The organism is Nocardia anaemiae NBRC 100462 (assembly GCF_001612725.1).
Taxonomy (GTDB): Bacteria; Actinomycetota; Actinomycetes; order Mycobacteriales; family Mycobacteriaceae; genus Nocardia; species Nocardia anaemiae.
This window is the reverse complement of the sequence record NZ_BDAZ01000014.1, coordinates 131,557-156,983: the sequence shown is the minus strand read 5'-3', so window position 1 is coordinate 156,983 and position 25,427 is coordinate 131,557. Positions and strand designations below refer to the sequence as shown.

General features: G+C 66.1%; 29 protein-coding genes. 15 read left to right on the top strand and 14 right to left on the bottom strand.

Features of this window, described 5'->3' with window-relative positions; all coding sequences use genetic code 11:
• Positions 1 to 95: 95 nt before the first annotated feature.
• Together moeZ and NA5_RS10025 are read right to left on the bottom strand one after the other, a co-directional pair.
• Positions 96 to 1,280, bottom strand: a complete 1,185-nt coding sequence (gene moeZ / locus NA5_RS10030; protein ID WP_062984293.1) for an adenylyltransferase/sulfurtransferase MoeZ — start codon at positions 1,278 to 1,280, stop codon at positions 96 to 98.
• Positions 1,281 to 1,419: 139 nt separating this feature from the next.
• Positions 1,420 to 2,589 carry a DUF3152 domain-containing protein gene (locus NA5_RS10025; RefSeq protein WP_174555220.1) on the bottom strand — a complete coding sequence of 390 codons (1,170 nt, stop codon included), beginning with the start codon at positions 2,587 to 2,589 and terminating at the stop codon, positions 1,420 to 1,422.
• A gap of 164 nt (positions 2,590 to 2,753) precedes the next feature.
• On the opposite strand from NA5_RS10025, the gene fasR reads away from it, so the two are divergent.
• Entirely contained in the window at positions 2,754 to 3,419 is a 666-nt protein-coding gene (gene fasR, locus NA5_RS10020) for an HTH-type transcriptional activator FasR (RefSeq protein WP_062984291.1), read from the top strand.
• Positions 3,420 to 3,489: 70 nt separating this feature from the next.
• Here fasR and NA5_RS10015 read toward each other — a convergent pair whose 3' ends face one another.
• Together NA5_RS10015 and NA5_RS10010 are read right to left on the bottom strand one after the other, a co-directional pair.
• Positions 3,490 to 3,717, bottom strand: coding sequence for a DUF3107 domain-containing protein (locus NA5_RS10015; RefSeq protein ID WP_062984284.1), 228 nt, complete (start codon positions 3,715 to 3,717; stop codon positions 3,490 to 3,492).
• 267 nt (positions 3,718 to 3,984) lie between these two features.
• Positions 3,985 to 4,530 carry a YceI family protein gene (locus NA5_RS10010; protein WP_062984342.1) on the bottom strand — a complete coding sequence of 182 codons (546 nt, stop codon included), beginning with the start codon at positions 4,528 to 4,530 and terminating at the stop codon, positions 3,985 to 3,987.
• 102 nt (positions 4,531 to 4,632) lie between these two features.
• Here NA5_RS10010 and NA5_RS10005 point away from each other — a divergent pair, with 102 nt between their 5' ends.
• The gene (locus NA5_RS10005) at positions 4,633 to 5,463 is read left to right on the top strand and encodes a helix-turn-helix transcriptional regulator (RefSeq protein WP_062984282.1); all 831 of its coding nucleotides are present in this window, start codon (positions 4,633 to 4,635) and stop codon (positions 5,461 to 5,463) included.
• Here NA5_RS10005 and NA5_RS10000 read toward each other — a convergent pair whose 3' ends face one another.
• The 3 genes from NA5_RS10000 to NA5_RS09990 form a co-directional block, all read right to left on the bottom strand.
• On the bottom strand, positions 5,464 to 6,156 hold the full coding sequence (locus tag NA5_RS10000; RefSeq protein ID WP_062984280.1) for a ferritin-like fold-containing protein: 693 nt from the start codon (positions 6,154 to 6,156) through the stop codon (positions 5,464 to 5,466).
• A 25-nt stretch (positions 6,157 to 6,181) separates the two neighbouring features.
• Positions 6,182 to 7,303, bottom strand: a complete 1,122-nt coding sequence (locus NA5_RS09995) for an alpha/beta fold hydrolase (RefSeq protein ID WP_062984278.1) — start codon at positions 7,301 to 7,303, stop codon at positions 6,182 to 6,184.
• 70 nt (positions 7,304 to 7,373) lie between these two features.
• On the bottom strand, positions 7,374 to 8,231 hold the full coding sequence (locus NA5_RS09990) for an SCO6745 family protein (RefSeq protein ID WP_062984276.1): 858 nt from the start codon (positions 8,229 to 8,231) through the stop codon (positions 7,374 to 7,376).
• A gap of 403 nt (positions 8,232 to 8,634) precedes the next feature.
• Between NA5_RS09990 and NA5_RS09985 the strand changes: the two genes are divergently transcribed.
• From NA5_RS09985 to NA5_RS09965, 5 genes are all read left to right on the top strand, one after another.
• Positions 8,635 to 10,371, top strand: coding sequence for a DEAD/DEAH box helicase (locus NA5_RS09985; protein WP_062984340.1), 1,737 nt, complete (start codon positions 8,635 to 8,637; stop codon positions 10,369 to 10,371).
• A gap of 211 nt (positions 10,372 to 10,582) precedes the next feature.
• A complete protein-coding gene (locus tag NA5_RS09980) occupies positions 10,583 to 11,818 on the top strand; it encodes an Rv3212 family protein (protein ID WP_062984338.1) in 1,236 nt (411 codons plus the stop codon).
• A 49-nt stretch (positions 11,819 to 11,867) separates the two neighbouring features.
• Positions 11,868 to 12,485 (top strand): acid phosphatase, encoded by a 618-nt coding sequence (locus tag NA5_RS09975; RefSeq protein ID WP_245672175.1) that lies wholly within the window; start codon positions 11,868 to 11,870, stop codon positions 12,483 to 12,485.
• Positions 12,482 to 12,973: a GNAT family N-acetyltransferase gene (locus NA5_RS09970; RefSeq protein ID WP_062984273.1), complete on the top strand. Its 492-nt coding sequence runs from the start codon at positions 12,482 to 12,484 to the stop codon at positions 12,971 to 12,973. The genes NA5_RS09975 and NA5_RS09970 overlap by 4 nt, the downstream gene beginning before the upstream one ends.
• A 4-nt stretch (positions 12,974 to 12,977) precedes the next feature.
• On the top strand, positions 12,978 to 13,658 hold the full coding sequence (locus NA5_RS09965; RefSeq protein ID WP_245672174.1) for an endonuclease V: 681 nt from the start codon (positions 12,978 to 12,980) through the stop codon (positions 13,656 to 13,658).
• A gap of 6 nt (positions 13,659 to 13,664) precedes the next feature.
• On the opposite strand, the gene NA5_RS09960 is transcribed toward NA5_RS09965, so the two are convergent.
• Positions 13,665 to 14,096, bottom strand: a complete 432-nt coding sequence (locus NA5_RS09960) for a hypothetical protein (protein ID WP_062984271.1) — start codon at positions 14,094 to 14,096, stop codon at positions 13,665 to 13,667.
• Positions 14,097 to 14,162: 66 nt separating this feature from the next.
• On the opposite strand from NA5_RS09960, the gene NA5_RS09955 reads away from it, so the two are divergent.
• Together NA5_RS09955 and NA5_RS09950 are read left to right on the top strand one after the other, a co-directional pair.
• Positions 14,163 to 15,107 carry a diacylglycerol/lipid kinase family protein gene (locus NA5_RS09955; protein WP_062984269.1) on the top strand — a complete coding sequence of 315 codons (945 nt, stop codon included), beginning with the start codon at positions 14,163 to 14,165 and terminating at the stop codon, positions 15,105 to 15,107.
• Between the two features lie 250 nt (positions 15,108 to 15,357).
• Positions 15,358 to 15,612 carry a WhiB family transcriptional regulator gene (locus NA5_RS09950; protein ID WP_011211115.1) on the top strand — a complete coding sequence of 85 codons (255 nt, stop codon included), beginning with the start codon at positions 15,358 to 15,360 and terminating at the stop codon, positions 15,610 to 15,612.
• A gap of 290 nt (positions 15,613 to 15,902) precedes the next feature.
• Here the strand turns inward: NA5_RS09950 and NA5_RS09945 are convergent, their stop codons facing one another.
• Both NA5_RS09945 and NA5_RS09940 read right to left on the bottom strand, forming a co-directional pair.
• Complete coding sequence (locus NA5_RS09945; RefSeq protein WP_062984267.1) at positions 15,903 to 17,417, bottom strand: sensor histidine kinase; 1,515 nt, start codon at positions 17,415 to 17,417, stop codon at positions 15,903 to 15,905.
• A 23-nt stretch (positions 17,418 to 17,440) separates the two neighbouring features.
• Positions 17,441 to 17,656, bottom strand: a complete 216-nt coding sequence (locus NA5_RS09940) for a biotin/lipoyl-binding carrier protein (protein WP_062984265.1) — start codon at positions 17,654 to 17,656, stop codon at positions 17,441 to 17,443.
• Between the two features lie 90 nt (positions 17,657 to 17,746).
• Here NA5_RS09940 and NA5_RS43155 point away from each other — a divergent pair, with 90 nt between their 5' ends.
• Positions 17,747 to 17,821 carry a 50S ribosomal protein bL37 gene (locus NA5_RS43155; RefSeq protein WP_095887907.1) on the top strand — a complete coding sequence of 25 codons (75 nt, stop codon included), beginning with the start codon at positions 17,747 to 17,749 and terminating at the stop codon, positions 17,819 to 17,821.
• A gap of 72 nt (positions 17,822 to 17,893) precedes the next feature.
• Here NA5_RS43155 and rsrA read toward each other — a convergent pair whose 3' ends face one another.
• Together rsrA and NA5_RS09930 are read right to left on the bottom strand one after the other, a co-directional pair.
• Positions 17,894 to 18,154, bottom strand: coding sequence for a mycothiol system anti-sigma-R factor (gene rsrA / locus NA5_RS09935; RefSeq protein WP_062984263.1), 261 nt, complete (start codon positions 18,152 to 18,154; stop codon positions 17,894 to 17,896).
• 20 nt (positions 18,155 to 18,174) lie between these two features.
• Complete coding sequence (locus NA5_RS09930) at positions 18,175 to 18,816, bottom strand: sigma-70 family RNA polymerase sigma factor (RefSeq protein WP_062984334.1); 642 nt, start codon at positions 18,814 to 18,816, stop codon at positions 18,175 to 18,177.
• A 244-nt stretch (positions 18,817 to 19,060) separates the two neighbouring features.
• Between NA5_RS09930 and ybaK the strand changes: the two genes are divergently transcribed.
• Both ybaK and NA5_RS09920 read left to right on the top strand, forming a co-directional pair.
• Positions 19,061 to 19,555, top strand: a complete 495-nt coding sequence (gene ybaK / locus NA5_RS09925) for a Cys-tRNA(Pro) deacylase (protein ID WP_062984332.1) — start codon at positions 19,061 to 19,063, stop codon at positions 19,553 to 19,555.
• A 104-nt stretch (positions 19,556 to 19,659) separates the two neighbouring features.
• Positions 19,660 to 19,989, top strand: a complete 330-nt coding sequence (locus NA5_RS09920; protein WP_218020070.1) for a hypothetical protein — start codon at positions 19,660 to 19,662, stop codon at positions 19,987 to 19,989.
• A 24-nt stretch (positions 19,990 to 20,013) separates the two neighbouring features.
• Here NA5_RS09920 and NA5_RS09915 read toward each other — a convergent pair whose 3' ends face one another.
• Positions 20,014 to 20,805 carry an SOS response-associated peptidase gene (locus tag NA5_RS09915; RefSeq protein ID WP_062984259.1) on the bottom strand — a complete coding sequence of 264 codons (792 nt, stop codon included), beginning with the start codon at positions 20,803 to 20,805 and terminating at the stop codon, positions 20,014 to 20,016.
• A 143-nt stretch (positions 20,806 to 20,948) separates the two neighbouring features.
• On the opposite strand from NA5_RS09915, the gene NA5_RS09910 reads away from it, so the two are divergent.
• The 3 genes from NA5_RS09910 to rsgA all read left to right on the top strand — a co-directional run bounded on the left by NA5_RS09910 (position 20,949) and on the right by rsgA (position 24,961).
• Positions 20,949 to 22,448 carry an aldehyde dehydrogenase family protein gene (locus NA5_RS09910; RefSeq protein ID WP_157110313.1) on the top strand — a complete coding sequence of 500 codons (1,500 nt, stop codon included), beginning with the start codon at positions 20,949 to 20,951 and terminating at the stop codon, positions 22,446 to 22,448.
• Positions 22,449 to 22,667: 219 nt separating this feature from the next.
• The gene (gene aroA / locus NA5_RS09905) at positions 22,668 to 23,978 is read left to right on the top strand and encodes a 3-phosphoshikimate 1-carboxyvinyltransferase (RefSeq protein ID WP_062984330.1); all 1,311 of its coding nucleotides are present in this window, start codon (positions 22,668 to 22,670) and stop codon (positions 23,976 to 23,978) included.
• Positions 23,975 to 24,961: a ribosome small subunit-dependent GTPase A gene (gene rsgA, locus NA5_RS09900; protein WP_062984328.1), complete on the top strand. Its 987-nt coding sequence runs from the start codon at positions 23,975 to 23,977 to the stop codon at positions 24,959 to 24,961. The genes aroA and rsgA overlap by 4 nt, the downstream gene beginning before the upstream one ends.
• Here rsgA and NA5_RS42110 read toward each other — a convergent pair whose 3' ends face one another.
• On the bottom strand, positions 24,962 to 25,339 hold the full coding sequence (locus tag NA5_RS42110; protein ID WP_084483996.1) for a hypothetical protein: 378 nt from the start codon (positions 25,337 to 25,339) through the stop codon (positions 24,962 to 24,964).
• Positions 25,340 to 25,427: the final 88 nt, after the last annotated feature.

Here is a 25,427-nt window from a genome sequence, read left to right as displayed (position 1 = left end):
GGACGCGAGACGGGCCGCCGAACGGGTCGCTCGTAAGACTCGCTCCGTGGTGGTTACGTCAGGAAGGAACCTCGCGGCGTGAGTACCCGGTCTAGTTAGTAGACGGGCAGTGACTTGTCGACCTGATTCGCCCAGGCGACGATGCCGCCCTGCACGTGCGAGGCGTCGGAGAAACCGGCGTTCTTCAGCACCGCGAGCACCTCCGCCGAGCGGATACCGGTCTTGCAGTGCAAGACGATCGGCCGGTTCTGCGGCAGATCCGACAGCGCCTCACCGGAGAGGAACCGGTCCTTCGGGATGAGCTTGGCGCCCTCGATGTGCACGATGTCCCATTCGACCGGCTCGCGCACGTCGATGAGCTCGATCTCCTTGCCCGCGTCGAGCAGTTCCTTGAGCTCGCGCGCGGTGATGGTCGAGCCAGCGGCCGCGGCCTGGCCCTCTTCGGACACCACACCGCAGAACGCCTCGTAGTCGATCAGTTCGGTGATCGGCTGACGTTCCGGATCGCGGCGCAGCTTGATGGTCCGGTAGTTCATGTCCAGTGCGTCGTAGACCATGAGACGCCCGAGCAGCGGCTCACCGATGCCGGTGATCAGCTTGATCGCCTCGGTCACCATGATCGAACCGATGGAGGCGCACAGCACGCCGAGCACACCGCCCTCGGCGCAGGAGGGCACCATGCCCGGCGGCGGCGCCTCGGGGTAGAGGTCGCGGTAGTTGATGCCGCGGCCGTCCGGTGCGTCGTCCCAGAAGACCGAGACCTGGCCCTCGAAGCGGTAGATCGAGCCCCAGACGTACGGCTTGCCCGCCAGCACCGCGGCGTCGTTGACCAGATAGCGGGTGGCGAAGTTATCGGTGCCGTCGACGATCAGATCGTATTCGGCGAACAACTCGACGGCGTTCTCCGGCTCCAGGCGGATCTTGTGCAGCCGCACGTCGATGCCGGAGTTGATCTCGAGGATGGAATCGCGCGCACTATCGGCCTTCGGACGGCCGATATCGGATTCACCGTGGATGATCTGGCGCTGCAGATTGGAGGCGTCGACCTCGTCGAATTCGACAATGCCGAGCGTGCCGACACCGGCGGCCGCCAGATAGAGCAGTGCGGGCGAGCCGAGTCCGCCTGCGCCGATCACCAGCACCTTGGCGTTCTTCAGCCGTTTCTGCCCGTCCACCCCGAGGTCCGGGATGATCAGATGACGGCTGTAGCGGGCGATCTCGTCCTTGGTCAGCTCCGCGGCCGGTTCGACCAGCGGCGGCAGGGACTTCGGTGATGACACGTCCAGGGCTCCTCGAATCAATTGGCCGATCGCACTGTGGTGGCTCAGCGCCTAACTACTCAACACCGACAATCGGGCCGTTCTTCCCGACCATTGTCCCCTGCCCCGACCCGCGGCGATAGACGGGGTCGCGCGCCCATCAACCGCGTGGGTAGGGCCAGGGGTTGAAGCGACAGCGCTTACCGTCCATCGGGACCACACCGTCCGGATCGAGGGCGGCGATGTCGTTGTTCTTGGTGCCGAAGGTCTGCTGCATCATCACCGGCGCGAGCCCGCCGTCGGTCTCGCACGGCTGATGCTGGTGATAGCCGATGGCATGGCCGACCTCGTGGTTGACCTGGTATTGCCGATAGGAACCGATATCGCCCTCGAAGGCCAGCGCGCCGCGCACCCAGCGCACCTCCGAAAGCACCACCCGGCGCAGATCGGCGTTGAAGCAGGAGGAGTCGATCGGAATATCGAAACCGCAGGCCTTGCGGGAGGATTCGCGGGAGGCGAGCGAAATGCGGAAGTCCGGCTGCCCCTGATCGATGCGCCGGAAGGCGAATTTGCTGTCGTGCGCCCAACTCTTGGGATTGGCGAGGGTGCTGTCGACCAGCTTGGCCACGGATTCGTCCCCGCCGAAACCGGAAGTGTCCACGCCGTCCTCGATTTCGACGGTGTACTTGAACTGGGATTCAGATCCGGTGCCGACCTGCCCGGTGGTCCCCGGCACCACATGCCATGTGCCCCTGCCGTTTTCGGTGAACGGTCCGCCGTCGGGCAGCGCGCCGGTCGGCAGATTCGTCGGGAAGTGGCCGTCGCCGGGCGGTGCGCCGATGATGCCCGCGGATGCCGCGTGTGGACTCAATCGTCCGAATCCCGGTGCCCCGCCTGCCATATTCGCCGGATCGGTGCCCCCGCGCACCGCGTCCACGATCACCAGCACGGTCACCACGAAAAGAACCGGAAGTGCGTAAGCACGCCAACCATAGGTGCGGATGAAACGACCGACTGCGCTCTGCTTTTTGGTATCGCGCTCGGGTCTCGGTGCGCGGGAACGACTCTCGTCGGGGGCGGTGGGATCCCAGCGGGCCCGCAGCGGTTGATAGGAACGATCGACCAGTGGTTCGTACAAGCCGAGCGGGTCATAGACCTCGACACCGTTCTCATCCGGCGGTGGCGAACCGGTGGGGGCTGGCCTTTCCACAGAGCCCGAGACTACGGAACCGGACGCGGCGGAGCCAGCCCGGCGGTGCGTGCTGCGCCCGCCGCCGGGGGGTCTTTCCGGTCGGTCGGTCACGTCAACCAGAGTCTCACAGGGCGCAATAGCCTCGCCTCCGGTGCCTGTCCGCACCCGATCAGCTGCGAGATATCTCACCGAGTGGACCGCATCGGTGGCCCCGATCGGCAGACGCGGTAGAACCGGGTATCGTTCATGGGATACCCGGTGTACACCCCAATTGCCGGGGCATCGACTGGGAGAGCCGAAAAATGACTGACCTCGTGGACCGGATGACGTCCCGCAGAATGTCGTCCGATGCCATGGCGCCGACCAAGCGCGGTACCCGGCTTCCGCGCGACGAGCGTCGTCAACAGCTACTAGCGGCCGCCAGTGAGGTGTTCGTCCAGCGCGGCTACCACGCCGCGGGCATGGACGAGATCTCGCAATGCGCCGGAGTGAGCAAGCCGGTGCTCTATCAGCACTTCGCCAGCAAGCTCGAACTGTATTTGGCGGTGCTGCAGAACTACGTCGACATGCTGGTCTCGAGTGTGCGCCAGGCGCTGCGCTCGACCACCGACAACCGGCAGCGCGTACGCGCCGCGGTGCAGGCCTACTTCGATTTCGTGGACAACGAAATGCAAGGCTTCCGACTGGTTTTCGAATCCGATCTGATCAGCGAGCCGCAGGTGCAGCGCCGGGTCGAGCAGGCCACCGAGGCCTGTGTGGACGCGGTCTTCGATCTGGTCGCCCACGATTCCGGTTTGGACCCCTACCGGGCCAGGATCCTCGCGGTCGGGCTGGTCGGCACCAGCCAGTTCACCGCACGGTACTGGCTCGAGGCGGATCGGCCGATTCCGAAGGAAGAGGCGGTCGACACCACCGTCGCGCTGGCGTGGGGCGGTCTGTCGCACGTGCCGCTGCATCCGATCAACTGACCCAGCAGACAACAGAGCCCCCGCACTCGCCCGAGCGCGGGGGCTCTCGTCTGTGGTGCCGCGGTTCGGCTCAGACCGCCGCGAAGCCGACCCGGCCGCCGGTGGCGGCGCCGATCTCGACGTAGGCGACCTTCGAGGCCTGGATCAGGAACTTGCGGCCCTTCTCGTCGGTGAGCGCGACGACGCCGCCCTCGCCGCTCAGCGCACCGGACACCAGCGCCTCGACCTCGTCCGGGGTCTGCCCGCTGTTGATCACGAGCTCGCGCGGGCTATCCGAAATACCGATCTTGACCTCCACGGCCAACCTCCGAACCTAGAGTCCTGTGTGCTGTCGAAATCAAGGCTAATGCTCCCCCGCCTCCCCGGATATTCAGGCGCCCACTAAGAGCCACAAAATCCACGTCGGCGACCGGCGGACGGACAACTTCCCAGTTCTGGGCGTACCCGACGAGTTACCCATGTACCTGGGAAATCAGTGATCGCGCCCGGAATCCGACAGCGCCGTCGACCGACGACGCGGCTGACGTTCGCCTGTCGCGAACGTCGTCGGCGATCGCGGATATACCTACTTGGGCTCGATGAGCTGGATTTCCAGTTCCACCTTGACGGCATCGCTGAGCATGCCGGGCAGTGGCCCGCCCACACCGAAATCGGTGCGCTTGATGGTGCCGGTCGCGGAGAAACCGGCATGCCGGTCGCCGGTCCCTGCGAACTCCTGGATACCGCCCCACTCGACATCGAGAGTCACCGGCTTGGTGATCCCGCCGAGCGTGGCCTCGCCCTCGACCTCGAACGAGTCCGCGATCAGCACCGGCTCGACGGCGCGGAAGCTCAGGGTGGGACGGTTGGCGACGTCGAGGAAGTCGGCGGTGCGGACGTGGTTGTCCCGATCGGCATTGCCGGTATCGAAGGAGTCGAGGTAGATGGTGGCACCGAGGGTGGCGAAGCCCTTGTCGTCGACCACGAATTCGGTCTCGAACTTTGTGAAGCGGCCGCGGACCTTGGAGATGCCCAGGTGGCGGATGGTGAATTCGACCTGGGAGTGCATCGGGTCCAGGGTCCAGGCCCCCGGGGTGAGCGCGGTGGTGGTGGATTCAGCGGAAGATGTCATGCCATAGACCATGACCGGACCGTGGTCCGCTAGCCAGACCGCCGTTATCCTGGACCCGTCAGGGCGCGGATAACCATCCAAGGACGGGGCACGATGAAACGTATGGCACCCAATCCGTTCGCGGAATACCTCATCGCGCGCCGCGCCCAGTTGCGCCCGGCGGATGTGGGACTTCCCGAGGGCGGTCGCCGTCGCACCCCGGGATTGCGCCGCGAAGAGGTCGCGGTGCGCGCCGGTGTGAGCGCCGACTATCTGGCCAGGCTGGAGCAGGGCCGCGATACCAATCCGTCGGGGGCGGTCATCGATGCGCTCGCGAAGGCATTGCTGATCGAGGGTAAGGATCGCCATCACTTCGGCTGGCTCGCGCTCACCTCGACCAACGAATCCCGCTGCCCGACCACCGAATCCGTGGCCGAGCAGCCGACGCCCGCGATCGAGACAATCCTGCGCGCACTGCATCCCACTCCGGCCTTCGTGATCGGGCGGCGGCTCAATGTGCTCGGCTGGAATCCGGCCTGGGAGAACATCGCGAAACCCCTTGGGCTGCTCGACAATCCGGAGGTCGTGAATCTGGCCTGGTTCACCTTCGCGGATTCACGCGCCAAGCAGGTGCTGCGGAACTGGGACGAGATGGCCGATATTTTCTCGGCCGCGCTGCGCCGTGCGACGATCCGCTGGCCCGGCGAGGATCGCCTACTCGAGCTGATCGACGCGCTGCTGGCCTATCCGGAGTTCGAAAGCCGTTGGCAGCCGCAGCATATCGACGACCTGGTCGCGGGCACGATGCGGTTCGACCACCCGGAGTACGGCCATATCGATATCCCGTTCGAGGCGCTCAACGCCGATAAGGATCAGTGCATCGTCGTCTGGCTCACCGACCAGGCGCAGGCGCAATCGCCGGGCCTGCGACTGGTCCGCGCGGTCAACGAGTAATCAGATTCCCAGGACGGCCATGCGCTCGGCGTGGCTGGCCTGCATGCGCTCGAACAGCGCCGCGATGCCGTTGAGGTCACCGGTCGCGGCGAGCACCAGTTCGGTGAGTTCGTCGCGCTGGGCCATGACGTACTGCGCCTGGGTGATCGCCTCACCGAGCAGTCGTCGACCCCACAGCGTCAGCCGGTCGCGCTCGGAGCGGCTGGTCGCGACCGCGCGGCGCACCTCCTCCACCACGAATTCGGAGTGGCTGGTCTCGGCGAGCACATCGCGGACCACGGCGGCGACCTCGGGAGACAGGGCACCGGCGATCTCGGTGTAGAAGTCGGCGGCGATACCGTCACCGACATAGAACTTCACCATCGACTCGAGCCAGGTCGAGGGATCGGTGGAGTCGTGGTAGGCGTCCAGGGCGCGCACGAACGGCGCCATCGCGTCGAAGATATCAACACCGCGTTCGGCCAGCGCGGACTCCAGGGTCTCGAAGTGCCGCATCTCGGCGGCGGCCATCTTCGCGACGGCCACCTTGCCACGCAGTGTCGGCGACAGCTTGGCCTCCTCGGCCAGCCGGTAGAACGCGGAGATCTCACCGTAGGCGAGCACCGCGAACAGGTCGATCACGCCCGTTTCGTCGACGGAAATGGACGAGCCGGACAACGAAACCCCTACCGCTGCAGGTGACTGTGCTCCCATGTCGACACAGCCTAGTCCGGGTCTGTTACGTGACACCGTCATCCCGGTACATATCGCCGTCATCCAGGCGAACACCGGGAGCGTCGTTGTTCGCCGACAGCTCGCACAGGAACTTGTCGAGATAGGTCCATGTGGTCTCACGCGCTGTTTCGCCGGTGAGGATGCCGAGATGACTGCCGGGTGCGGTTTCGTAGCGCACGGATTGCGCGCCGGTGAGGATGCGCTGTCCGGCCGCCACCGCGGCGGCGGGGGTGATGACATCGGCGGGTCCACCCACCAGCAGCACGGGCGCGGTCACCTCGGCCAATCGGATGCGACGCTCGCCGAGCTGCACCACACCGCGACCGATGTCGTTGTTCAGGATCAGGCGGCCCCACAACTGACCGTAGAAGCGTCCGGGATAGCCCGGCATCTCGGACATGAAGCGGTCGATGGACTCCATCTTGGCCAGGGTCTCGGTGCGCGCGATATTGCTCACGACGAACCAGGGCCGGGTGAGTTCGCGGTCCCATGCGGTGACCTTGTAGGCGATGCGGGTCAGCGTGGCCGGAATACCGCCCGCCGCGCGCACCGCCGTCGAGGTGGCGATGCCGCCGGTCAGCTTGGCGACCGCGCGAACCTGCGGAATGCCGGTCATCTTGTCGTAGTCCAGCGGCGAACCGACCGCCGTGATGGAGCGGATCGGCAGTTCGGGGTGCGCGGCCGCGGCCAGCAGTGCCAGGGTGCCGCCGATGGACCAGCCGACCAGATCGATCGGACGGCCGTCGCGATCGGCGCAGGTGCGCAGGATCGCCTCGGGCAGGATGTCATCGATCCAGGTCTCGAAGCCCATCCGTCGATCGGCGAAGGTGATCTCGCCGTAGTCGACGACGTAGGGCGCCCGGCCCGTCTCCAGCAGGAATCGAGCCAGGCTCTGATCAGGACGCAGATCGAAGCAGCTCGCGGGCGCGGCCAGCGGCGGCACCAGCAGCACCGCCGAATCCGTTGCGGCCGTGGCAGATCCGCTACCCTCGAAGCGGCGCAGCTGCAGATGCGGTTCGTCCCACAGCACTGTCGACGGTGCGGGATCCGGTGCCTCGACGCCATGGCCGAAGGTCAGCGCCCAGGCATTGCGTGCCGCGATGGTGACGGTGTCGGTGAAACTCACCGCTCAAATGTCTCATATCCCGTTACCGACGGTAACAGGCAACTCCCGATTTGTGAGCAACGTGCACCGCTCAGTCCCGAGTCATGCCGATCGGATTGAGCGGCGGCACCACGCTCTCCTGAACGCGCTTCGCCAACGGGTCGAGCACATAGGTCAACTCCGCGATGGCGTCCTGCGACAGCGCCGCCAACGCGCCGTTCCAGGCCGCCGCGTCGGTATCGTCCTCCGCGCGTTCTAGCAATTCGGCGCCGGAGCCGGTCAATTCCGGACTTATCGGCTCCCCCGCGATCAAACCCCTGGCCCGCAACTCGTCGGCGATATCGGCCCATTCCCCCTCCGACCAGCCACGCGCGGGTCGCATCACCGATTCGGGCGCTTTACCGGCCGCGACCTGCAGCACCAGCGCCTGCGATCCGGACAGGCCATGGGCGACAAGGGCCGCGACATGGCCGTCGCCGCGATGTTCCCGCAACGTGGTGGCGAGCTGCCACAGCGCGGCCACCGGATCGTCGGACAGCGGCAATTCCGCATTCGCCGCGTACAACGGACGCCCGGTCGGATCGGCGGTGCGCAACACCGGTTCGAGTAATTCGACGGCACGGGCGCAATCGGCGTCACCGGCTCCCGCCCCGCGCAGCAATCCGACCGAGAAGTCGAGCCGGGCCCGCAGACATGCCTGCGGCGTCGTTCGGGCCCAGGCATCCGGCACCGCCTTGGCCACCGTGTCCGGATGGAATCCAGCGAAGGTCGCCAGTACGGTGCCCGCGCCCACCGCCCCGAGCGGCGCGGCCCGGAACGCGAAGTAGGTCTGCCAGAAACCGCGCAGTCCGAGGGCGACTCCGGCCTGCTTGACATCGGCGCCGAAATACACGACATCGTGGATGGGTTCGAGAGTGTGCCAGATTCGACGCGCCGGATGAATTGCCATGTGGCGCAGCGTACGTCGACGGCCAACACATGGAAACCGCGCATTTCGTACGGAAATACCGTGGCCGACGGTTTCGAGCGACCCGCAAGCAGTTGCTACGCCAAATTCGAGCCATGCACATTATCACGCTACAATCTCTGCGGACAACGGAAATTTACGTCCGTCGAGTCGCCGGATCGTACGGTCGCCCGAGTGTCGCCGACGAGGTTTTCGAAGTCCGGGAATATGTGCGCGCACCAGATCCGCATCACCCTTGCGCCGCGCCGATATCTGCCGAGGTCAGCCGCCGAAAACGACGAGCTCCCGCAGGCATCAGGCCAGTGGCCGAGGTGAGTATCACAGGCGGATATGTGGTTGTCGCGGGCCAGCCGGTCCGCCCCACACCTCGTGCGCGCGTGACGCGATAACGAGGAAAGGCACGAACCTGAGCAAGATCACTGTCGAACAGGAACCCGGTCTGGCGGATACGCTACTGACCGCCGAACTGGACGAAACACACACCGCTCCGACATTCGCCGAATTGGGGGTTCGCGATGAAATCGTGCGAGCGCTCGGCGAGATCGGAATCGAACGCACTTTCGCAATTCAGGAACTGACCCTGCCGCTGGCGCTCGCCGGTGAAGATCTGATCGGTCAGGCCCGCACGGGCATGGGTAAGACCTTCGGGTTCGGTGTGCCACTGCTGCACCGGATCGCCACCGCCGACACCGGGACGACCCCGCTGGACGGCACCCCGCGGGCACTGATCATCGTGCCGACGCGTGAACTCTGCATCCAGGTCACAAAGGATCTGGAGAACGCGAGCAAGTACCTGAAGAACCACCAGGGCCAGCTGCGCGTGCTCTCGATCTACGGCGGCCGCCCGTACGAATCCCAGATCGCCGCGCTGCGCTCCGGCGTCGACGTCGTCGTCGGCACCCCCGGCCGACTCATGGATCTGGCCGATCAGGGCCATCTGATTCTCGGCAAGATCGGTGTACTCGTCCTGGACGAGGCCGACGAAATGCTGGATCTTGGCTTCCTACCCGATATCGAACGCATTCTCGGCATGGTTCCGACGCAGCGTCAGACCATGCTCTTCTCGGCCACCATGCCGGGCCCGATCATCACCCTGGCCCGCACCTTCCTGACCAGGCCGACGCATATCCGCGCCGAGGAGCCGCACGATTCGGCCGTGCACGATCGCACCGCGCAGTTCGTCTACCGTGCGCACGCACTGGACAAGAGCGAACTGGTCGCCAAGGTGCTGCAGGCCGAGAGCCGCGGCGCGACCATGATCTTCACCCGAACCAAGCGCACCGCGCAGAAGGTCGCCGACGATCTGGCCGACCGCGGCTTCGCCGTCGGCGCCGTGCACGGTGACCTCGGACAGATCGCCCGGGAGAAGGCGCTCGGCAAGTTCCGCAAGGGCGCCATCGATGTGCTGGTCGCGACCGATGTGGCGGCGCGCGGCATCGATATCGACGATGTCACCCACGTCATCAACTATCAGTGCCCGGAGGACGAGAAGACCTACGTGCACCGGATCGGGCGCACCGGCCGGGCCGGACGCACCGGTGTCGCGGTGACGCTGATCGACTGGGATGAACTGAACCGCTGGGCCGCCATCGACGCCGCTCTCGGCCTCGGCATCCCGGATCCGGTCGAAACGTATTCACGCTCCCCGCATCTGTTCTCCGATCTCGGCATTCCGGAGGGTGTCACCGGCACCATCCGCAAGCCGAAGCCGGTCCGCGATGAGGACGCCGAGGTGGTCGAGCGGCCCGCCCGCGCCCCGCGCAAGCGCAATCGTCGCCGCACCCGCGCGGGTCAGCCGATCGACGGTGAAACCAACGTCATCGAGACCGACGACGCCGAAACCGATGACGCCGCAACCTCACTCGACGACGCGACCGAGGACGAGACGGCGGATAAGCCCGCCCGTCGCCGCCGCCGTCGGCGCAGGTCCGGCGGTGCCGAAAACGGCACGGAGAACGGCGCCGAGTCGAATGACAACGCGAACGTCACCGCCGAGGCGGACAGCGATGCCGATGACGCCGAAACCACCGAACAGCCCGCGCGCCGTCGGCGCCGTCGGCGCAAGCCAGCTGGCGAAGCGGCCGCGGAAACCGCTCCCGAAACTGTGACCGCTTCGGCATAGTCGATACGCAGGCGTGTCTGTCAGGGACAGGCGCGCCTGTGTCGTCTTCCGGTGCCGGTGCATGTTCCACAGCCGGGCGTCAACGGGTCGTCGAACGCGGAAGTATCAGCAGGTAAGCACCATTGACCGCATCGTCTGCCGCCATCGGTCGATGGGCGTCCACGGTGAGACCGATCGCATCGGCCCGGCGGTACGTTGTAGTCTCGCAAACGTGCTCGCACCCGAGCGGCGAACGCGCGCCGACATCATCTCCGCAGTCGCGATCGCCGTGGCCGTGGTGATCGCGGCCGTGGTGGTGTGGGCACGCAGTGATGCCAGGGGCACCGAATCGGTGACGGCGGAACATCCGGTTTCCACCCCGGCGGCGGCCGATCAGGTTCCGACCAGTCTGCACGAGCTGTGGCATGCGCCCGATCCGGCGGCGAACCGGGCGCTGGTGGCCGCGGGCACGGTCGTCACGGGCGCGGACGGCACGGTCACCGGGCACGATCCGCGCACCGGTGCGCAAGTGTGGCACTACCGGCGCGACCTACCCCTGTGCGGCGTGGAGTCGCAGTTCGGCACGGTGATCGCGGTGTACAAGGATCAGCGCGGCTGCAGCCAGGCCACGCTGCTGGCCGGTGAGGACGGTTCGCGCCGAACCGCGCGCAGCAGCTATATGGATCCGGCCGTGCAGCTATCGGTCGACGGCACCTATGTGCTGGCCCAGGGCCCGCGGCGGCTGGAGATGTGGCGCTCGGATCTGGTGCGCACCCTCGAATACGGCTACGTCGACGCACCCGTGAACGTGAAAACCCAGCCGCGCAAGGGATGCAAGCTGATCTCGTCGAGTTCCAGCTCCACCCGGCTCGCCGTCCTCGAACGCTGCCCCGAAGATCCGACCAACCGGCTGACCGTGCTCAATCCCGCGCCGAAGGACAACACGGTGCCCGAGGAGTACGGCTCGCATGTGCTCAGCGGCTCCGGCGCGGACTCCCCCGACGGGCGGGTAATCGCGGTGTCCGACAACCGAATCGTGCTGTACCTGCCCGGTACGCCCGCCACCGCGACCGGCGAAGCGGTATCGCCGCGGCTGGAGGTCTTCGACGGCACCGGGAACGCCCTTATGGTGCACCAACTTTCCGCACCGCTGAGCGATAAGACGACGACCACTCGGATCAGTTCGCTGTTCCTGGTATTCACCGGCAACAGCCTGATCGCCTTGAACGCGGGTACTTTCGACCCGATCTGGGCCGCTCCCGGCGCACTCGGCAGCCCCGTCTTCATGGCTGGCCGACTACTCGTACCGGTCGACGGCGCCATCGCGGTCCTCGATCCCACCTCGGGCACCGAAGTGTCGCGCATTCCGGTGGCCCGCCCCGGCTATGACGGCTCCCCCATCTCGCTCGCCGTCCTCGGTACAACCGTGCTGGAAAAGCGCGGCGAAGAGATCTTCGCGCTCGGCTAGCGCCTGCCCGTCCCTGGCGATGTCGGACCCGTGCTCCATGATGGAACCCATGTCCGCACGTGACGATGCCCGACTGGTCCTGCTCCGACACGGCGAAACCACCTGGTCCAGCCAGCGGCGCCATACCGGCCGCACCGATCTGCCGCTCACCGAGCGCGGTGCGGAACAGGCCCGCGCCGCGGGCGGACTGCTCGGCGAGTTGAAGTTGCGTGACGCGCTGGTGCTCACCAGTCCGCGTCAACGCGCTGTCCGCACGGCGGCACTCGCGGGGCTCAGCGCCGCCACAGCCGTCATCGATGACGATCTGGCCGAATGGGATTACGGCGATTACGAGGGCAGGACCTCCGTCGAGATCCGCGAGCACGATCCCGGCTGGACCATCTGGACCGGAGTCGTACCGGGTGGCGAGACGGCCGCACAGGTCAGCGCCCGCGCCGATCGGGTGTTGGCATCGGTGGAGCCCGCACTGCCGGACCGGGATATCGTGCTGGTCGGCCACGGTCATTTCTCCCGGGCTCTGATCGCCCGCTGGGTCGAACTCGATATCCGGGAGGGGCGGCGCTTCGCGATGTCGACCGCCGCGATCACCGTGCTCGGTTACGAACATGACGACCGAACCATCCTGGCGCACAACCTAGTTCCCGCAAACCATGGAGCCGCACTATGACTCGACCTGGCCAGATCCGCCGCGCCACTTCCGCCGATGTACCCGCCATGGTCGGCCTGGTCCAGGATCTCGCCGAGTACGAGAAGTCCCGCGCCGAGTGCACGCTCACCACCGAGCAGCTCGACGCCGCACTGTTCGGGCCGTCGCCCGCGGTTTTCGCCCATGTCGTCGAGGAGGAGACCGGCGTGGTCGGCTGTGCGATCTGGTTCCTGAACTACTCCACCTGGACCGGCGTACACGGCATCTACCTGGAGGACCTGTACGTCAAACCGGAGACCCGCGGCAAGGGTTACGGCAAGGCGCTGCTCGCCGCCCTCGCCGAGGAGGCCGCCGCCAATGGCTACAGCCGGGTCGACTGGGCAGTGCTGACCTGGAACACGCCCGCCATCGAGTTCTACAAATCCCTCGACGCCAAGCCACAGGACCAATGGGTCGGCTACCGGCTCACCGGCGCGGCCATCGATAAGCTCGCCGCCGAAGCCTGGTGAACCAGTGAGGGTTACCGCACCCGACGATTGGCCAACCACCGCGGACGAGGCCATGGCCATCCAGGATGCGTTGCGGCCATTGGTGATCGCGGCCGATCCGCGCCCTCCGCACTTCCGCACCATCGCCGGACTCGACTCCGCCTACGATGACGAAACCGGGGTCGCCGCCGCGGCCGCCGTCGTATTGGACAGTGCCACACTGCATCCCGTCGATACCGCAGTCGCGCACGGCACGGTCACCTTCCCCTACGTGCCGGGCCTACTGTCCTTCCGCGAACTGCCGATCACCCTTGTCGCACTCGAAAAGCTCGATACCACACCGGATCTGCTGATCTGCGACGGACAGGGACTCGCGCATCCACGCCGCTTCGGCTTGGCCTGCCACGTCGGAATCCGCACGGGCACACCGACAATCGGCGTGGCCAAGGCGCCATGGGGTGACTACCGTGAGCCCGGCCCGGAACGCGGCGCAGTCAGCGATATCACGATGGACGGCGAAGTCGTCGGGCGCGCGTTGCGCACCCGTCGCGGCGTCAAACCGGTCTTCGTCTCGGTCGGTCATCTCATCGACCTGGACACCGCCTGCGGCCAGGTGCTCGCGCTCACCCCGCGCTACCGTCAGCCGGAAACCACCCGGCAGGCCGATCACCTGTGCCGTCAGGCACTACGGGCCGCCATCGCCTGATCCCGGCTACTTCGATTCCGGTTCGATCCCGTAGATCTCGGCCATCCAGCGATTCGACGCGGGCGCGAACAGCAGCACCAGTGCGCCGACTACGACAATGCCGAGCAGCGCGCCGAGCACCGGCTGATGCGAATCGGTCAGCAGCGACCAGGTCACCGGAAGCAGCAGCACCTGTGCGATCACGGCGATGGCCCGCCCCCACCGGTGCCCGAGAAAAAGTCCGATCCCGGCTGCCAGCACCGCGCCGCCGAGAATGCCGAACCACGCGGCCGTGCCGTATCCGCTGGCGGCACTCTGATCGTGTCCGAGCAGGCCGCGCACGATCAATACGATCGCCACGACCACGGCCACCGCACCCTCGAGCGCGACCAATCCGCCCGCACCGCGCACCGTCGCGGGCACACCCGCCGAAACCTCGTCTTCACCGCTGTCCGCCACGGGGCCAAGCCTAGAACGCACTCGGCGGCTTTTCGGACCGGGCCGTGCGCCGATTAGGCTGCGAAGGTGCGGACGTTGCTGATCGTGAACCCGAATGCCACCTCGACGACGCCAGCGACGCGAGACCTGCTGGCGCACGCGTTGGAGAGCCGGACTCAGCTGACCGTCGCGCATACCCAGCACCGCGGCCACGCGGCGGAATTGGCGCAGTGGGCAGCGACCAACGAGATGGACCTGATCGTGGTGCACGGCGGCGATGGGACGGTGAACGAAACCATCAACGGCTATCTGCCGCTGCCTCAGGTCGACGACGGACAGGCCTGGCTGCCACGCCTCGGAGTGATCCCGGGCGGATCGGCGAATGTATTCGCACGCGCCCTCGGCATCTCCCCGGATCCGGTGACCGCTACCAACCAGCTCATCGATCTGCTCACCCTCGACCACGACCGCAGAATCGGTCTCGGTCTCGCCGATGATCGCTGGTTCGGCTTCAGCGCGGGCGTCGGCCTGGACGCCGATGTGTGCGAGGCGATCGACAACAGCCGCGCCAACGGCCATGCCGCTACCCCCGGTCGCTACGTCCGCACGACTGTCCGACAGTTCTTCAAGTCGAAGCGCAAGGAGCCGAGCGTCCGGATCGAGATCCCGGGCTTCGAACCCGTCAGTGAGGTCCATTACGCCTTCGTAACGAACGCCAGCCCGTGGACCTATCTGAACGCCACCCCGGTGCACACCAACCCGGGAACGGCCTTCGAAACCGGTCTCGGTGTGTTTGCCGTGCGGTCGATGTCGGTGGTCTCCACCCTGCTGCTCGCCAGGCAGCTTCTCGCGGCCAATGGAAATCCCAAGTCCCGCAACCTGTTTCGCGAGGACGATGTGCCGTCCGTGCATATCGAGGCCAGCGAGCCCATCGGCCTGCAAATCGATGGCGACTTCATCGGAAAACGCAACATGGTGGATTTCACAGCCGTGCCGGACGTACTCGATGTCATCGCCCCCCGCCCGAAATGAGCACGAAACGCGCGAAAAAACTCGGTGTTGTGCTGCGAAAACCGGGTAGAGCGAGTACAAAGGACCGGGCAGGTTCCCCTAGGGGTTCCTTGAGAGCGTGAGCTTCCCCACGGTGCACCGGATACCTATTGACATCTACGGTGTTCGTGAAAGCATTCACAAGCAACCGTGCGGAAACATTCGAGTCGCACAAGTGAACGATCCACAAACCGTAGGCGCCCTTTGCGGCGCCCAGCAAAGGAGCAGAGGAATGGACTGGCGCCACAAGGCCATCTGTCGCGATGAGGACCCCGAGCTGTTCTTCCCGGTGGGTAACAGTGGTCCGGCGCTCGCGCAGATTGCCGATGCCAAGCTGGTCTGCGCTCGCTGCCCCGTTACCGCTGACTGCCTGTCCTGGGCCCTGAAGTCCGGGCAGGACGCCGGCGTGTGGGGTGGTATGAGCGAGGACGAGCGTCGGGCGCTCAAACGTCGCAACGCCCGCACGCGCACCCGCACCGTCGTCTAGTAGAACGACCGGCGTTACCGGACCTATCAGCCCGGCCCGGTAACGCAGCCAAGCCCGGCACTCAGGTGCCGGGCTATTTTGTGCCCGTATCTGATTGCGGCGCCTGCGGCGCCGCGTGTTCGCGGCCCCTGGATGTCTCGCGTCCGAGTGGCCGAGACTCGCGCCTGCGGCGCATGCGCTTCGACCACTCGGACGCGAGACGGGCCGCGAACGGGTCGCTCGTAAGACTCGCTCCGCTGTGGTCAGCTAGGCGTGGAAGCTGAGTCTTATTGCTTGCCAGGCGAATTCGACTAGCGCCCGGAGCGGCGGCCCAATGGGACGCGCAGCACCGCGTCGGTGCCGATATCGGCGCCGGGGTGCAGGCCGATGGAGCCGCCGAGTTCGGCGGTGACCAGGGTGCGCACGATCTGCAGGCCGAGCCGGTCGGAGGATTCCAGGCTGAAACCCGGCGGGAGGCCGCGGCCGTCGTCGCTGATGATCACGTCCAACCAGCGCGCGGAACGCTCGGAACGGATTGTCACCGTGCCGTTTTCGCCGGAATCGAAGGCATGCTCGATGGCGTTCTGCACCAGTTCGGTCAGCACCATCACCAGCGGAGTGGCGCGTTCGGCGGAGAACACGCCGAGCGAACCCGCCCGGCGCACTTTGATTCTCGCGGTGTGCACGGTCGCGACATCGGCCATGATCGGCAGCAGCCGGTCCACCACCTCGTCGAGATCGACCTCTTCGTCCACCGACATGGACAGCATTTCGTGCACCGAGGCGATGGAGGTGACCCGGCGCACCGATTCGGTCAGCGCGACCTGCGCCTCCTCGTTCTCGGTTCGGCGCGCCTGCAACCGCAGCAGCGCGGCGACAGTCTGCAGATTGTTCTTCACCCGGTGGTGGATCTCCCGGATGGTCGCATCCTTGCTGAGCAACGCGCGGTCGCGGCGCTTGACCTCGGTGACGTCGCGGACCAGCACCGCCGCCCCGGCCAGTTCACCGTGCGGGCGCAGCACCAGGGTGCGCAGCAGCACGGTGGCGCCGCGGGCCTCGACCTCCATGCGGCGCCCGGTTCGGCCGGCCAGGGCGGCCTGGATATCGCCGACGACCTCCTGGGCGTCGAACGGATCGGTGATCAGCGATCGGGTGGTGACGGCCAGATCCTGACCGGCCAGATCCGACTGCAACCCCATCCGGTGATACGCCGACAGCGCGTTCGGACTGGCGTAGACAACGATGCCCTCGGTATCGAGCCGGATGAAGCCGTCACCCGCGCGCGGACTGGAGTGCGTCGCGGCGCGGTCCTCGGTGGTCGGGAAGGTGCCGTCGGCGATCATCTGGCACAGATCGTCGGCGCAGGCGACATAGGCGATCTCCAGCGTGCTGCGCACCCGCGAGCGCTGCAGATCGGTATCGCGGCTGAGCACCGCGATGACATCGTCACCGCAGCGCACCGGAATGGCCTCGCGGATGGCGTGCACCGGATGCGGATGGTAGACGCCCTCGGCCTCGATATCGCTGTCCGCGCGCACGATCTTGCCGGTCATCAGCGCGTCGAAGACCTGCGGATGATCGGTCTGCGAGGCGGTTTTGCCGACCCGATCCTCCGGATGTACCGTGGGCGCGGTCGTCGGGCGACACTGCGCGACGCAGACGATATCCGCGCCGTCGACGATCGGTCCCGCACCGACCCACAGCAGCAGATCCGCGAAGGACAGATCGGCCAGCAGCTGCCAATCGCCGACCACCCGCTGCAGATGGTCCACGGCGACGCCGGGTAGGTCGGTGTGTTCGGCCAGCAGCTCACTCAGTGTCGCCATTTTCGATCTACCCGCTTCAGAAGTTAAGAGATGACGGCGATCAGGTGCCCGGCCTTGATCGCATCGCCCTCTTTGACGCCGATCGAGGTCACCGTGCCACCGCTCTCGGCGAGCACCGGGATCTCCATTTTCATCGACTCGAGGATCACCAGGGTGTCACCCTCGCGCACCTCGTCGCCCTCGGCAACGACAACCTGCTGCACGACCGACACCAGCTCCGAGAGCACTTCCTCCGCCATGACACCCCATCCACTCGTTCGCCCGTATCCGCTGAAGCTACAGCCAACCACACATGAAACAATGACCTTCGATCAGAAGGGAGACTACCTATGGGTAAGCGTGGTCGTAAGAAGCGCAGCCGCAAGGGAAGCGCGGCCAACCACGGCAAGCGTCCTAACGCCTGAGCCGTAAACAGACGAAAACACCGAGGGCCAAGATGTTTCGTACGGCACTCGGTGTTTTTTCTGTCTCCGGAACTACTCGGTGGTCTCGACTCGCGTCACCGTGACGGATCGGCGCAGCTCCAGGGTCAGCCGATCGCGCAGCGAATCCGGTGCCCGATCGCCCCCGCACTTGCGACTCAACAGGCTCTTGATCTTCTCCTCGATGCCATAGGCCTCGATGCACGGCGAGCAGTGGTCCATATGGTGCTGCAGCCGGGCCCGAGTGGCATCGTCACATTCACCGTCGAGCATGAGCCAGACGTCGGCGAGCACAGCCGTGCAGTCCAACTCCATATCGGGGTCACGCTCCGTACTCACTGCTTGACCTCCTGGCGTTCCGCGCCGTTGCGGTTGAATCCACGTTCGCGCGCCACATCGGCGAGCAATCCTTTGAGCTGCTTGCGGCCACGATGCAGCCGGGACATCACCGTACCGATGGGGGTGCCCATGATGTCGGCGATTTCCTTATATGGAAAACCCTCGACGTCCGCGTAGTACACCGCCATCCGGAATTCCTCCGGCAGCTCCTGAAGTGCGGCCTTGATGTCGTCGTCCGGCAGCGCGTCCAACGCCTCGACCTCGGCCGAACGCAGGCCGGTCGAGGTGTGCTCGGCGGTGGCGGCGAGCTGCCAGTCGGTGATCTCGTCGGTCGGATACTGCGCGGGCTGACGCTGCTTCTTGCGGTAGGAGTTGATGTAGGTGTTGGTCAGGATCCGGTAGAGCCAGGCACGCAGATTGGTGCCCTCCTTGAAGGATTTGAAGCCCTGGAACGCCTTGACGTAGGTTTCCTGCACCAAATCCTCGGCATCGGCCGGATTTCGGGTCATGCGCAGCGCCGCACCGTAGAGCTGGTCGAGCAACGGGAGCGCGTCGCGCTCGAACCGCTGCACCAGCTCGGCATCGTCGACCGCGGCGCCGACCGCACCGTCGGTCACCACGTCATCGTCGCTCGTCACACCAATCCCTTCGATCGCCGTACCTGCCAAATCTACAGGCGCGACCAGATCGAGTGGGAATCGCACATCAGACGGCGATGTCACCGGGCGTTCGTCGAGCAGAACGGGCACCGACCTCTCCTTCACGTCCTACAGCCGCCGTGCGGCTTTCGTATCGCATGCAACATGTCCGCGCCCGACTGTGTTCCCATTGCGAACTCCCCGCACCGAAAACCCCTTGCCGACCGGCATTAGGGTGACCGGCATGGCAGGAGCCTCGACCCCGGCGATCCGCACGCTGGCCAAGGCCGGTGTGTCCCATCGCGTGCACGTGTACAAGCACGATCCGCGCGCCGAGTCCTACGGCACCGAGGCGGTCGACGCGCTCGCCGCCGAGGTGGGGGTGAGCGCGGCGCAGATTTTCAAGACGCTGGTGATCGAGTTGTCGACCGGCGCGCTGGCGGTCGCGGTACTGCCGGTTCCGAATACCTTGTCGCTCAAGGCCGCCGCCGCGGCACTCGGCGCGCCCAAGGCGGCCATGGCGGATAAGGCGAGGGCCGAGCGAATCACCGGTTACGTACTCGGCGGCATCTCCCCACTCGGCCAGCGCAAGCTGCTGCCCACCGTGGTCGATGCCTCGGCATTGGCCTTGGACCGCATGCTTTGCAGTGCGGGGCGGCGGGGTCTCGAGATCGAACTCGCGCCCGCGGACCTGATCCGACTCACCGATGCGGTAACCGCACCAGTCACATCCGTATAAATCCGTACCAAGCCAGCAACATTTGTGCGTTACTGAACGGGCCCAGATCGTCCGACTCGAGGATGTGATGCGAAATGTCCACGCGCCAGCGATTGTGCAGCACCGTGATCGTCACACTGTTCGCAGTTCTCCCGCTCACCAACGGCCCGGTGGCGCTGCTAGCGCCTACGGCCACCGCCGCACCCAGCAGCCCCCTGGTGATCGACGTCAACGACTTCCCGTTCGATGAGCATGTCCACGATGACGGGCCGAAGAAGAACAACACCCCGACGAAAGATGAGAAGGCCGACAAGGCCGAGAAGTTGGGCGGCGGCGTCGCCGGCAAGGTCATCGACTTGGGCGGCGGCGTCGCTCGCAAGGTCATCGACCTGGGCGGCGGTATCGCCAAGTGCGCGCTGAATATCGTGACCGACAGCGTGAAGTGCCAACTCTGAGTTATCCCTCGACGGGCCGGGCGATCACAGCAAGCTGATCTGCCCGGCCTTTTCCGTACCGGCCCGAGTGTCCAACGGTTCCAACAGTTCCGGACCGTTATTGCGCACGCTGTTGACCAGTGTCGATACCGGACGCGCCACAATGCCCGCCACCGATTCGGCGCTCGGCGTCTCGAGCAGCGTGGCCGGTGCCGGATGATCCGGATCCAGCCATGCCGCCCAGTGCTGCTGCGGCATGGGCAGCGGCATCCGGTCGTGAATGCGGGTCAGCTCGCCGACGGCGTCGGTGGTCAGGATTGTGCACGACAGCAGGGGCTCGCTCTCCTGCTGCGAACGGTCCCGCCATACCGACCACAACCCGGCCATATACAGCCGCGAGCCATCGGCATTCGACATGAAGTACGGATGTTTGGCGACCTTGCCCTTGGCCCCGGCATCCGGTTCCACCAACCACTCGTACCAGCCGTCCATCGGGACCAGACAGCGGCGATACTTCACCGCATCGCGAAACGACGGCGTGGTCGCGGCCTTATCCGCGCGGGCATTGAACAGCGGTTTGCCCTTGACCGGTACGCCCGGTTCCGCGGCCTTGGTCCAGACCGGGATCAGCCCCCAGCGCATTCGCCGGATGCGTAGCTTGGGGTCGTCGTCCGGTTGGTCGTGTTCATGCCGCTCGACCACGGTCAGCACCTGGGTGGTCGGTGCGACGTTGTAGTTGGGGGAACCGCCGTTGTTATCGGGCGGCGTCTCGTCGATGGCGTCCAGTTCGGCGGCGAGCCGACCCGGATCGGTAGTTGTCGCATATCTGCCGCACATATCTCGATACTTGCACGCGGCGCCGACAGACTCGGGAAGAATTGACGGCAGGGGTGACCTGCTGAGAGTTGTGACATAGCATCATCTCAGAGAATGGCCGTTAACTTATCTCGGCAAGAGGAGAGAGACCCACCGTGACAACCATCGAGACCACCCCAACGGCACCGGAAACGGCGTTGAAATCGGTCGATCCGGCCACTGGAGAGGTCATTGCCACCCATACCATCGCCGATGCGGACGCGGTGCGCGCCGCGGTCGCCAAGGCCCGTACCGCCGCCGCCGCCTGGGGTGCCCTGACCTTCGACGAGCGGCGCAAATATCTGCTGCGCTGGTCGAGCCAGCTGGTCGCGGACTCCGAGGAGTTCACCGCGCTCATCCACAAGGAGAACGGCAAACCACTCGACGACGCATTCCTGGAGCTGATGCTCGCGCTCGAGCACATCGCCTGGGCGGCCAAGAATGCCAAGAAGGTGCTGTCGCCGAAGAAGGTCGCACCCGGCGCGTTCATGGCGAACTTCTCCGCGCGATTGGAGCAGCGTCCGCTCGGTGTCGTCGGCGTGATCGGCCCGTGGAACTACCCGGTCTACACCCCGAACGGCTCCATCGCCTACGCCCTGGCCGCGGGCAATACCGTGGTCTTCAAGCCGAGCGAATTCTCCACCGGCATCGGCAATTTCCTCTCCGACGCATTCAAGAAGGCCAATCCGGAGCTGCCCGAAGGCGTCTTCGAGACCGTCAATGGTTACGGCGCGACCGGCGCCGCGCTGGTCCAAGCCGGGGTGGACAAGATCGCGTTCACCGGCTCCACCGCGACCGGCAAGAAGATCATGGCCGCCGCCGCCGAATCGCTGACTCCGGTATTGCTGGAATGCGGTGGTAAGGATGCGGTGATCGTCGCGGGCGATGCCGATATCAAGGCTGCGGCCGATGCGGTCGCCTGGGGCGCCACCGCCAATAGCGGCCAGACCTGCGCCGGTGTGGAACGGGTCTATGTGGACCGCTCGGTGCGCGACGACTTCGTCGCCGAGGTCAAGCGCATCCTGAAAGATGTCAAGCCCGGCTCGGGCGCCGATGCGGCCTACGGTCCGATGACCATGCCAAGCCAGATCGATATCGTGCGTCGCCATATCGATGACGCGCTGAAGAACGGCGGCACCGCGGTGCTCGGCGGGCCGGAGTCGGTCAAGGGTCCGTTCATCGAGCCGATCGTGCTGGTCGATGTGGACGAGAACTCCGAGGCGGTGGCCGAGGAGACCTTCGGCCCGACCGTCACCATTCGGACGGTGAACGGCATCGACGAGGCGGTCGAACTGGCGAACAAGTCCAAGTACGGCCTGGCCTCGGCGGTCTACTCGAAGAAGAACGGCCTGGAGATCGCCCGTCGGCTGCGCGTCGGCGCGACCTCGGTGAACTCGGTGCTCGGCTTCGCCGCCATCGCCGGCCTGCCCTTCGGCGGTGTCGGTGATTCCGGAATCGGGCGCATCCACGGCGAGCCAGGTCTGCGCGAATTCTCCCGGCCGCATTCGATCGCGGTGCAGCGCTTCGCGATTCCCGGCATGGCGCTGCTCAGCTACTCGCGGACCCAGTCCACCATGAAGCTGCTGCGCCGCCTGGTCCCGATCCTGCACGGACGCCACAAGTAGCCACCGCCACCACGCGCCCGCTCGTCGCGTACGAGCGGGCTGGGTGCGCCCGATCGGCAGCCACCACACCTTGATCTGCGACGGCACGCTCGGTTGTCACCACAGATACGCATTGGTCGCGAATGCGCGTATGTAGTGCGATTATTCGAGGCCGGTGTGGCTGGTGACGCCTGCGATATCGGTGGCAGTTCGGTGACTGCCTGTGTGTCCGGTGACGCGATGGGTGAAGATGGACGGGTGAGTTTCTGGCCAGCGCCCCATGTCGATGTCCCCGTGCACGCGACCGTGACCCTGCCCGGATCGAAATCGATCACGAATCGGGCCTTGATCCTGGCCGCGCTCGCCGAGGGTCCCTCGACCATCTCCGGCGCGCTGCGCAGCCGCGATACCGAACTCATGATCGGCGCCCTGTGCGCATTGGGCGCACGGATCGAGGGTGACGCCGAAACGCTGACCGTGACACCCGCGCCACTGCACGGCAGCACCGTCGACTGCGGCTTGGCCGGTACTGTCATGCGGTTCCTGCCGCCGGTCGCGGCACTGGCCACCGGCGACGTCGCCTTCGATGGTGACGAGCAGGCCCGGGTCCGCCCACTCGGCACCATCCTGGATGCGCTGCGCCGGATCGGCGCGGATATCGAGGGCGACGCACTGCCGTTCACCGTGCACGGCAAGGGTGCGCTGCGCGGCGGCTCGGTCACCATTGATGCCTCCGGATCGTCCCAGTTCGTCTCCGGATTGCTGCTGTCGGCTGCCCGGTTCGACGAGGGCATCGTGGTGCATCACGACGGCAAGGCGCTGCCCTCGATGCCGCATATCGAGATGACGGTGGAGATGCTGCGGCGCGCCGAGGTCGCCGTTGAGGCCCCCGCCGATAGCCGCAAGGCCCAGACCTGGACGGTCGCCCCCGGCCCGATTCGCGCGGTGAACTGGGATGTGGAACCGGATCTGTCCAATGCCACGCCTTTCCTGGCGGCGGCCGCGATAACCGGCGGCGAGGTCCGCATCCCGCACTGGCCCCGCCTGACCACCCAGCCCGGCGATGTGATCCGGGAGATCCTGGTGCGCATGGGCGCGGAGGTCACCCGGTTCGATGGCGTGCTGACCGTGCGCGGTCCGGAGCGCCTGGCCGGTATCGATATCGATCTGCATGATGTCGGCGAGTTGACCCCGACCGTGGCCGCCCTTGCGGCACTTGCGGATTCGCCGTCCTGGCTGCGCGGTATCGCACATCTGCGCGGGCACGAGACCGATCGGCTCGCGGCCCTGTCCACCGAGATCAACCGGCTCGGCGGCAATGTCACCGAGACCGAGGACGGACTCGAGATCACCCCGGCACCGCTGCACGGCGGCAACTGGCATTCCTATGCCGACCACCGAATGGCGACGGCCGGTGCGATTCTCGGACTTCGGGTGCCCGGCGTGGCGATCGAGGATATCGGCACCACGGCCAAGACGCTGCCCGGATTCGTCGGCCTGTGGGAGCAGATGCTCGATCCCACACTCACCGATCAGGGAGCGGCCCGCTGAGACGACGCGACTACGACGAGTCGGATGTCCGGGTGCGCCCGGGCAAATCCTCTCGTCCACGCACGAAAACCCGTCCGCAGCACAATGATGCGGAATCGGCCATGGTCGTTTCGGTGGACCGCGGGCGCTGGGGTTGCGTGCTCGGCGGCGATCCGGACAAGCTGATCGTCGCCATGCGGGCCAGGGAACTGGGCCGAACGCCGATCGTGGTCGGCGATCGGGTCGACGTGGTCGGCGATCTGTCCGGCAAGGCCGATACCCTCGCCCGCATCGTTCGCGTCGGCGAACGCCGAACCGTCCTGCGCCGCACCGCCGATGACACCGATCCCTTCGAACGGATCGTCGTCGGTAATGCCGAACAACTGTTCATCGTGGTCGCCCTCGCCGATCCGCCGCCACGCACCGGTTTCGTCGAACGCGCCATGGTCGCCGCGTATGCCGGTGGGCTGCAACCGATTCTGTGTTTGACCAAACACGATCTGGCCGCCGAATCCGAATTCGCCGCCGCCTTCGACGATCTCGACCTCGCCATCATCTACGGCGGCATCGACGACCCGATCGAACCGGTCCTCGACCTGCTCACCGACCGACTCACCGCCTTCATCGGCCACTCCGGCGTCGGCAAATCCACGCTGGTGAATCGCCTTGTGCCCGAGGCGGCTCGGGCGGTCGGCGAGGTCTCGGGGGTGGGCAAGGGCAAACACACCTCCACCCAATCCGTCGCCATACCGCTGCCGCAGAGCGGCTGGGTCATCGACACACCCGGTGTCCGGTCCTTCGGGCTGGCCCACATCACGCCCGACGATGTCATCGCCGCCTTCACCGATCTGGCCGCCGCCATCGAGGATTGCCCCCGCGGCTGCACCCATCTCGGTCCCCCCGCGGATCCCGAATGTGCGCTGGATACCTTGCCCGGCAAGGAACGCCGCGTCGCCGCGATCCGCCTGCTGCTGACCGCGCTGAACTCCAACGAATCCTGGTAGCTAGTGCCCGTCGGCCTGTTCGGGCGCGAACGGCCATTCCTCGAATCGGTCGCAGCGACCTTCGGAGTCGAACCGCAAAACCCACAGATCCCGCCAGCGCGACAACGTATCCCACCGATACTCCACGCTCACCCGGACCACCGCGGTCGAATCCTGCACCGCGACAACCTCGGCTGCCATTGTGAACGGCTCGTCCGGCCCGCTGCGCTCGGCCTCCCAGAACACCCCGAGCGGTTCGAGACCGACAATGGGTTCCGCCCACGGCGACACCAGATATTCGACATCGCGGGCGAACAACTCCCCGAGCATCGCGGTACCCGGCGCCCGCCAGGCCCGTTCATAACCAGCGACCCATTTCTCGACAGCGTCCCGATCCACGCTTCGTAAGCTACTCCGCCGCATCACCCGTCGTGGCCGCTTCGCGGACGACGAAGGCGCCCATGGACCACGCGGTCGATGGGCGCCT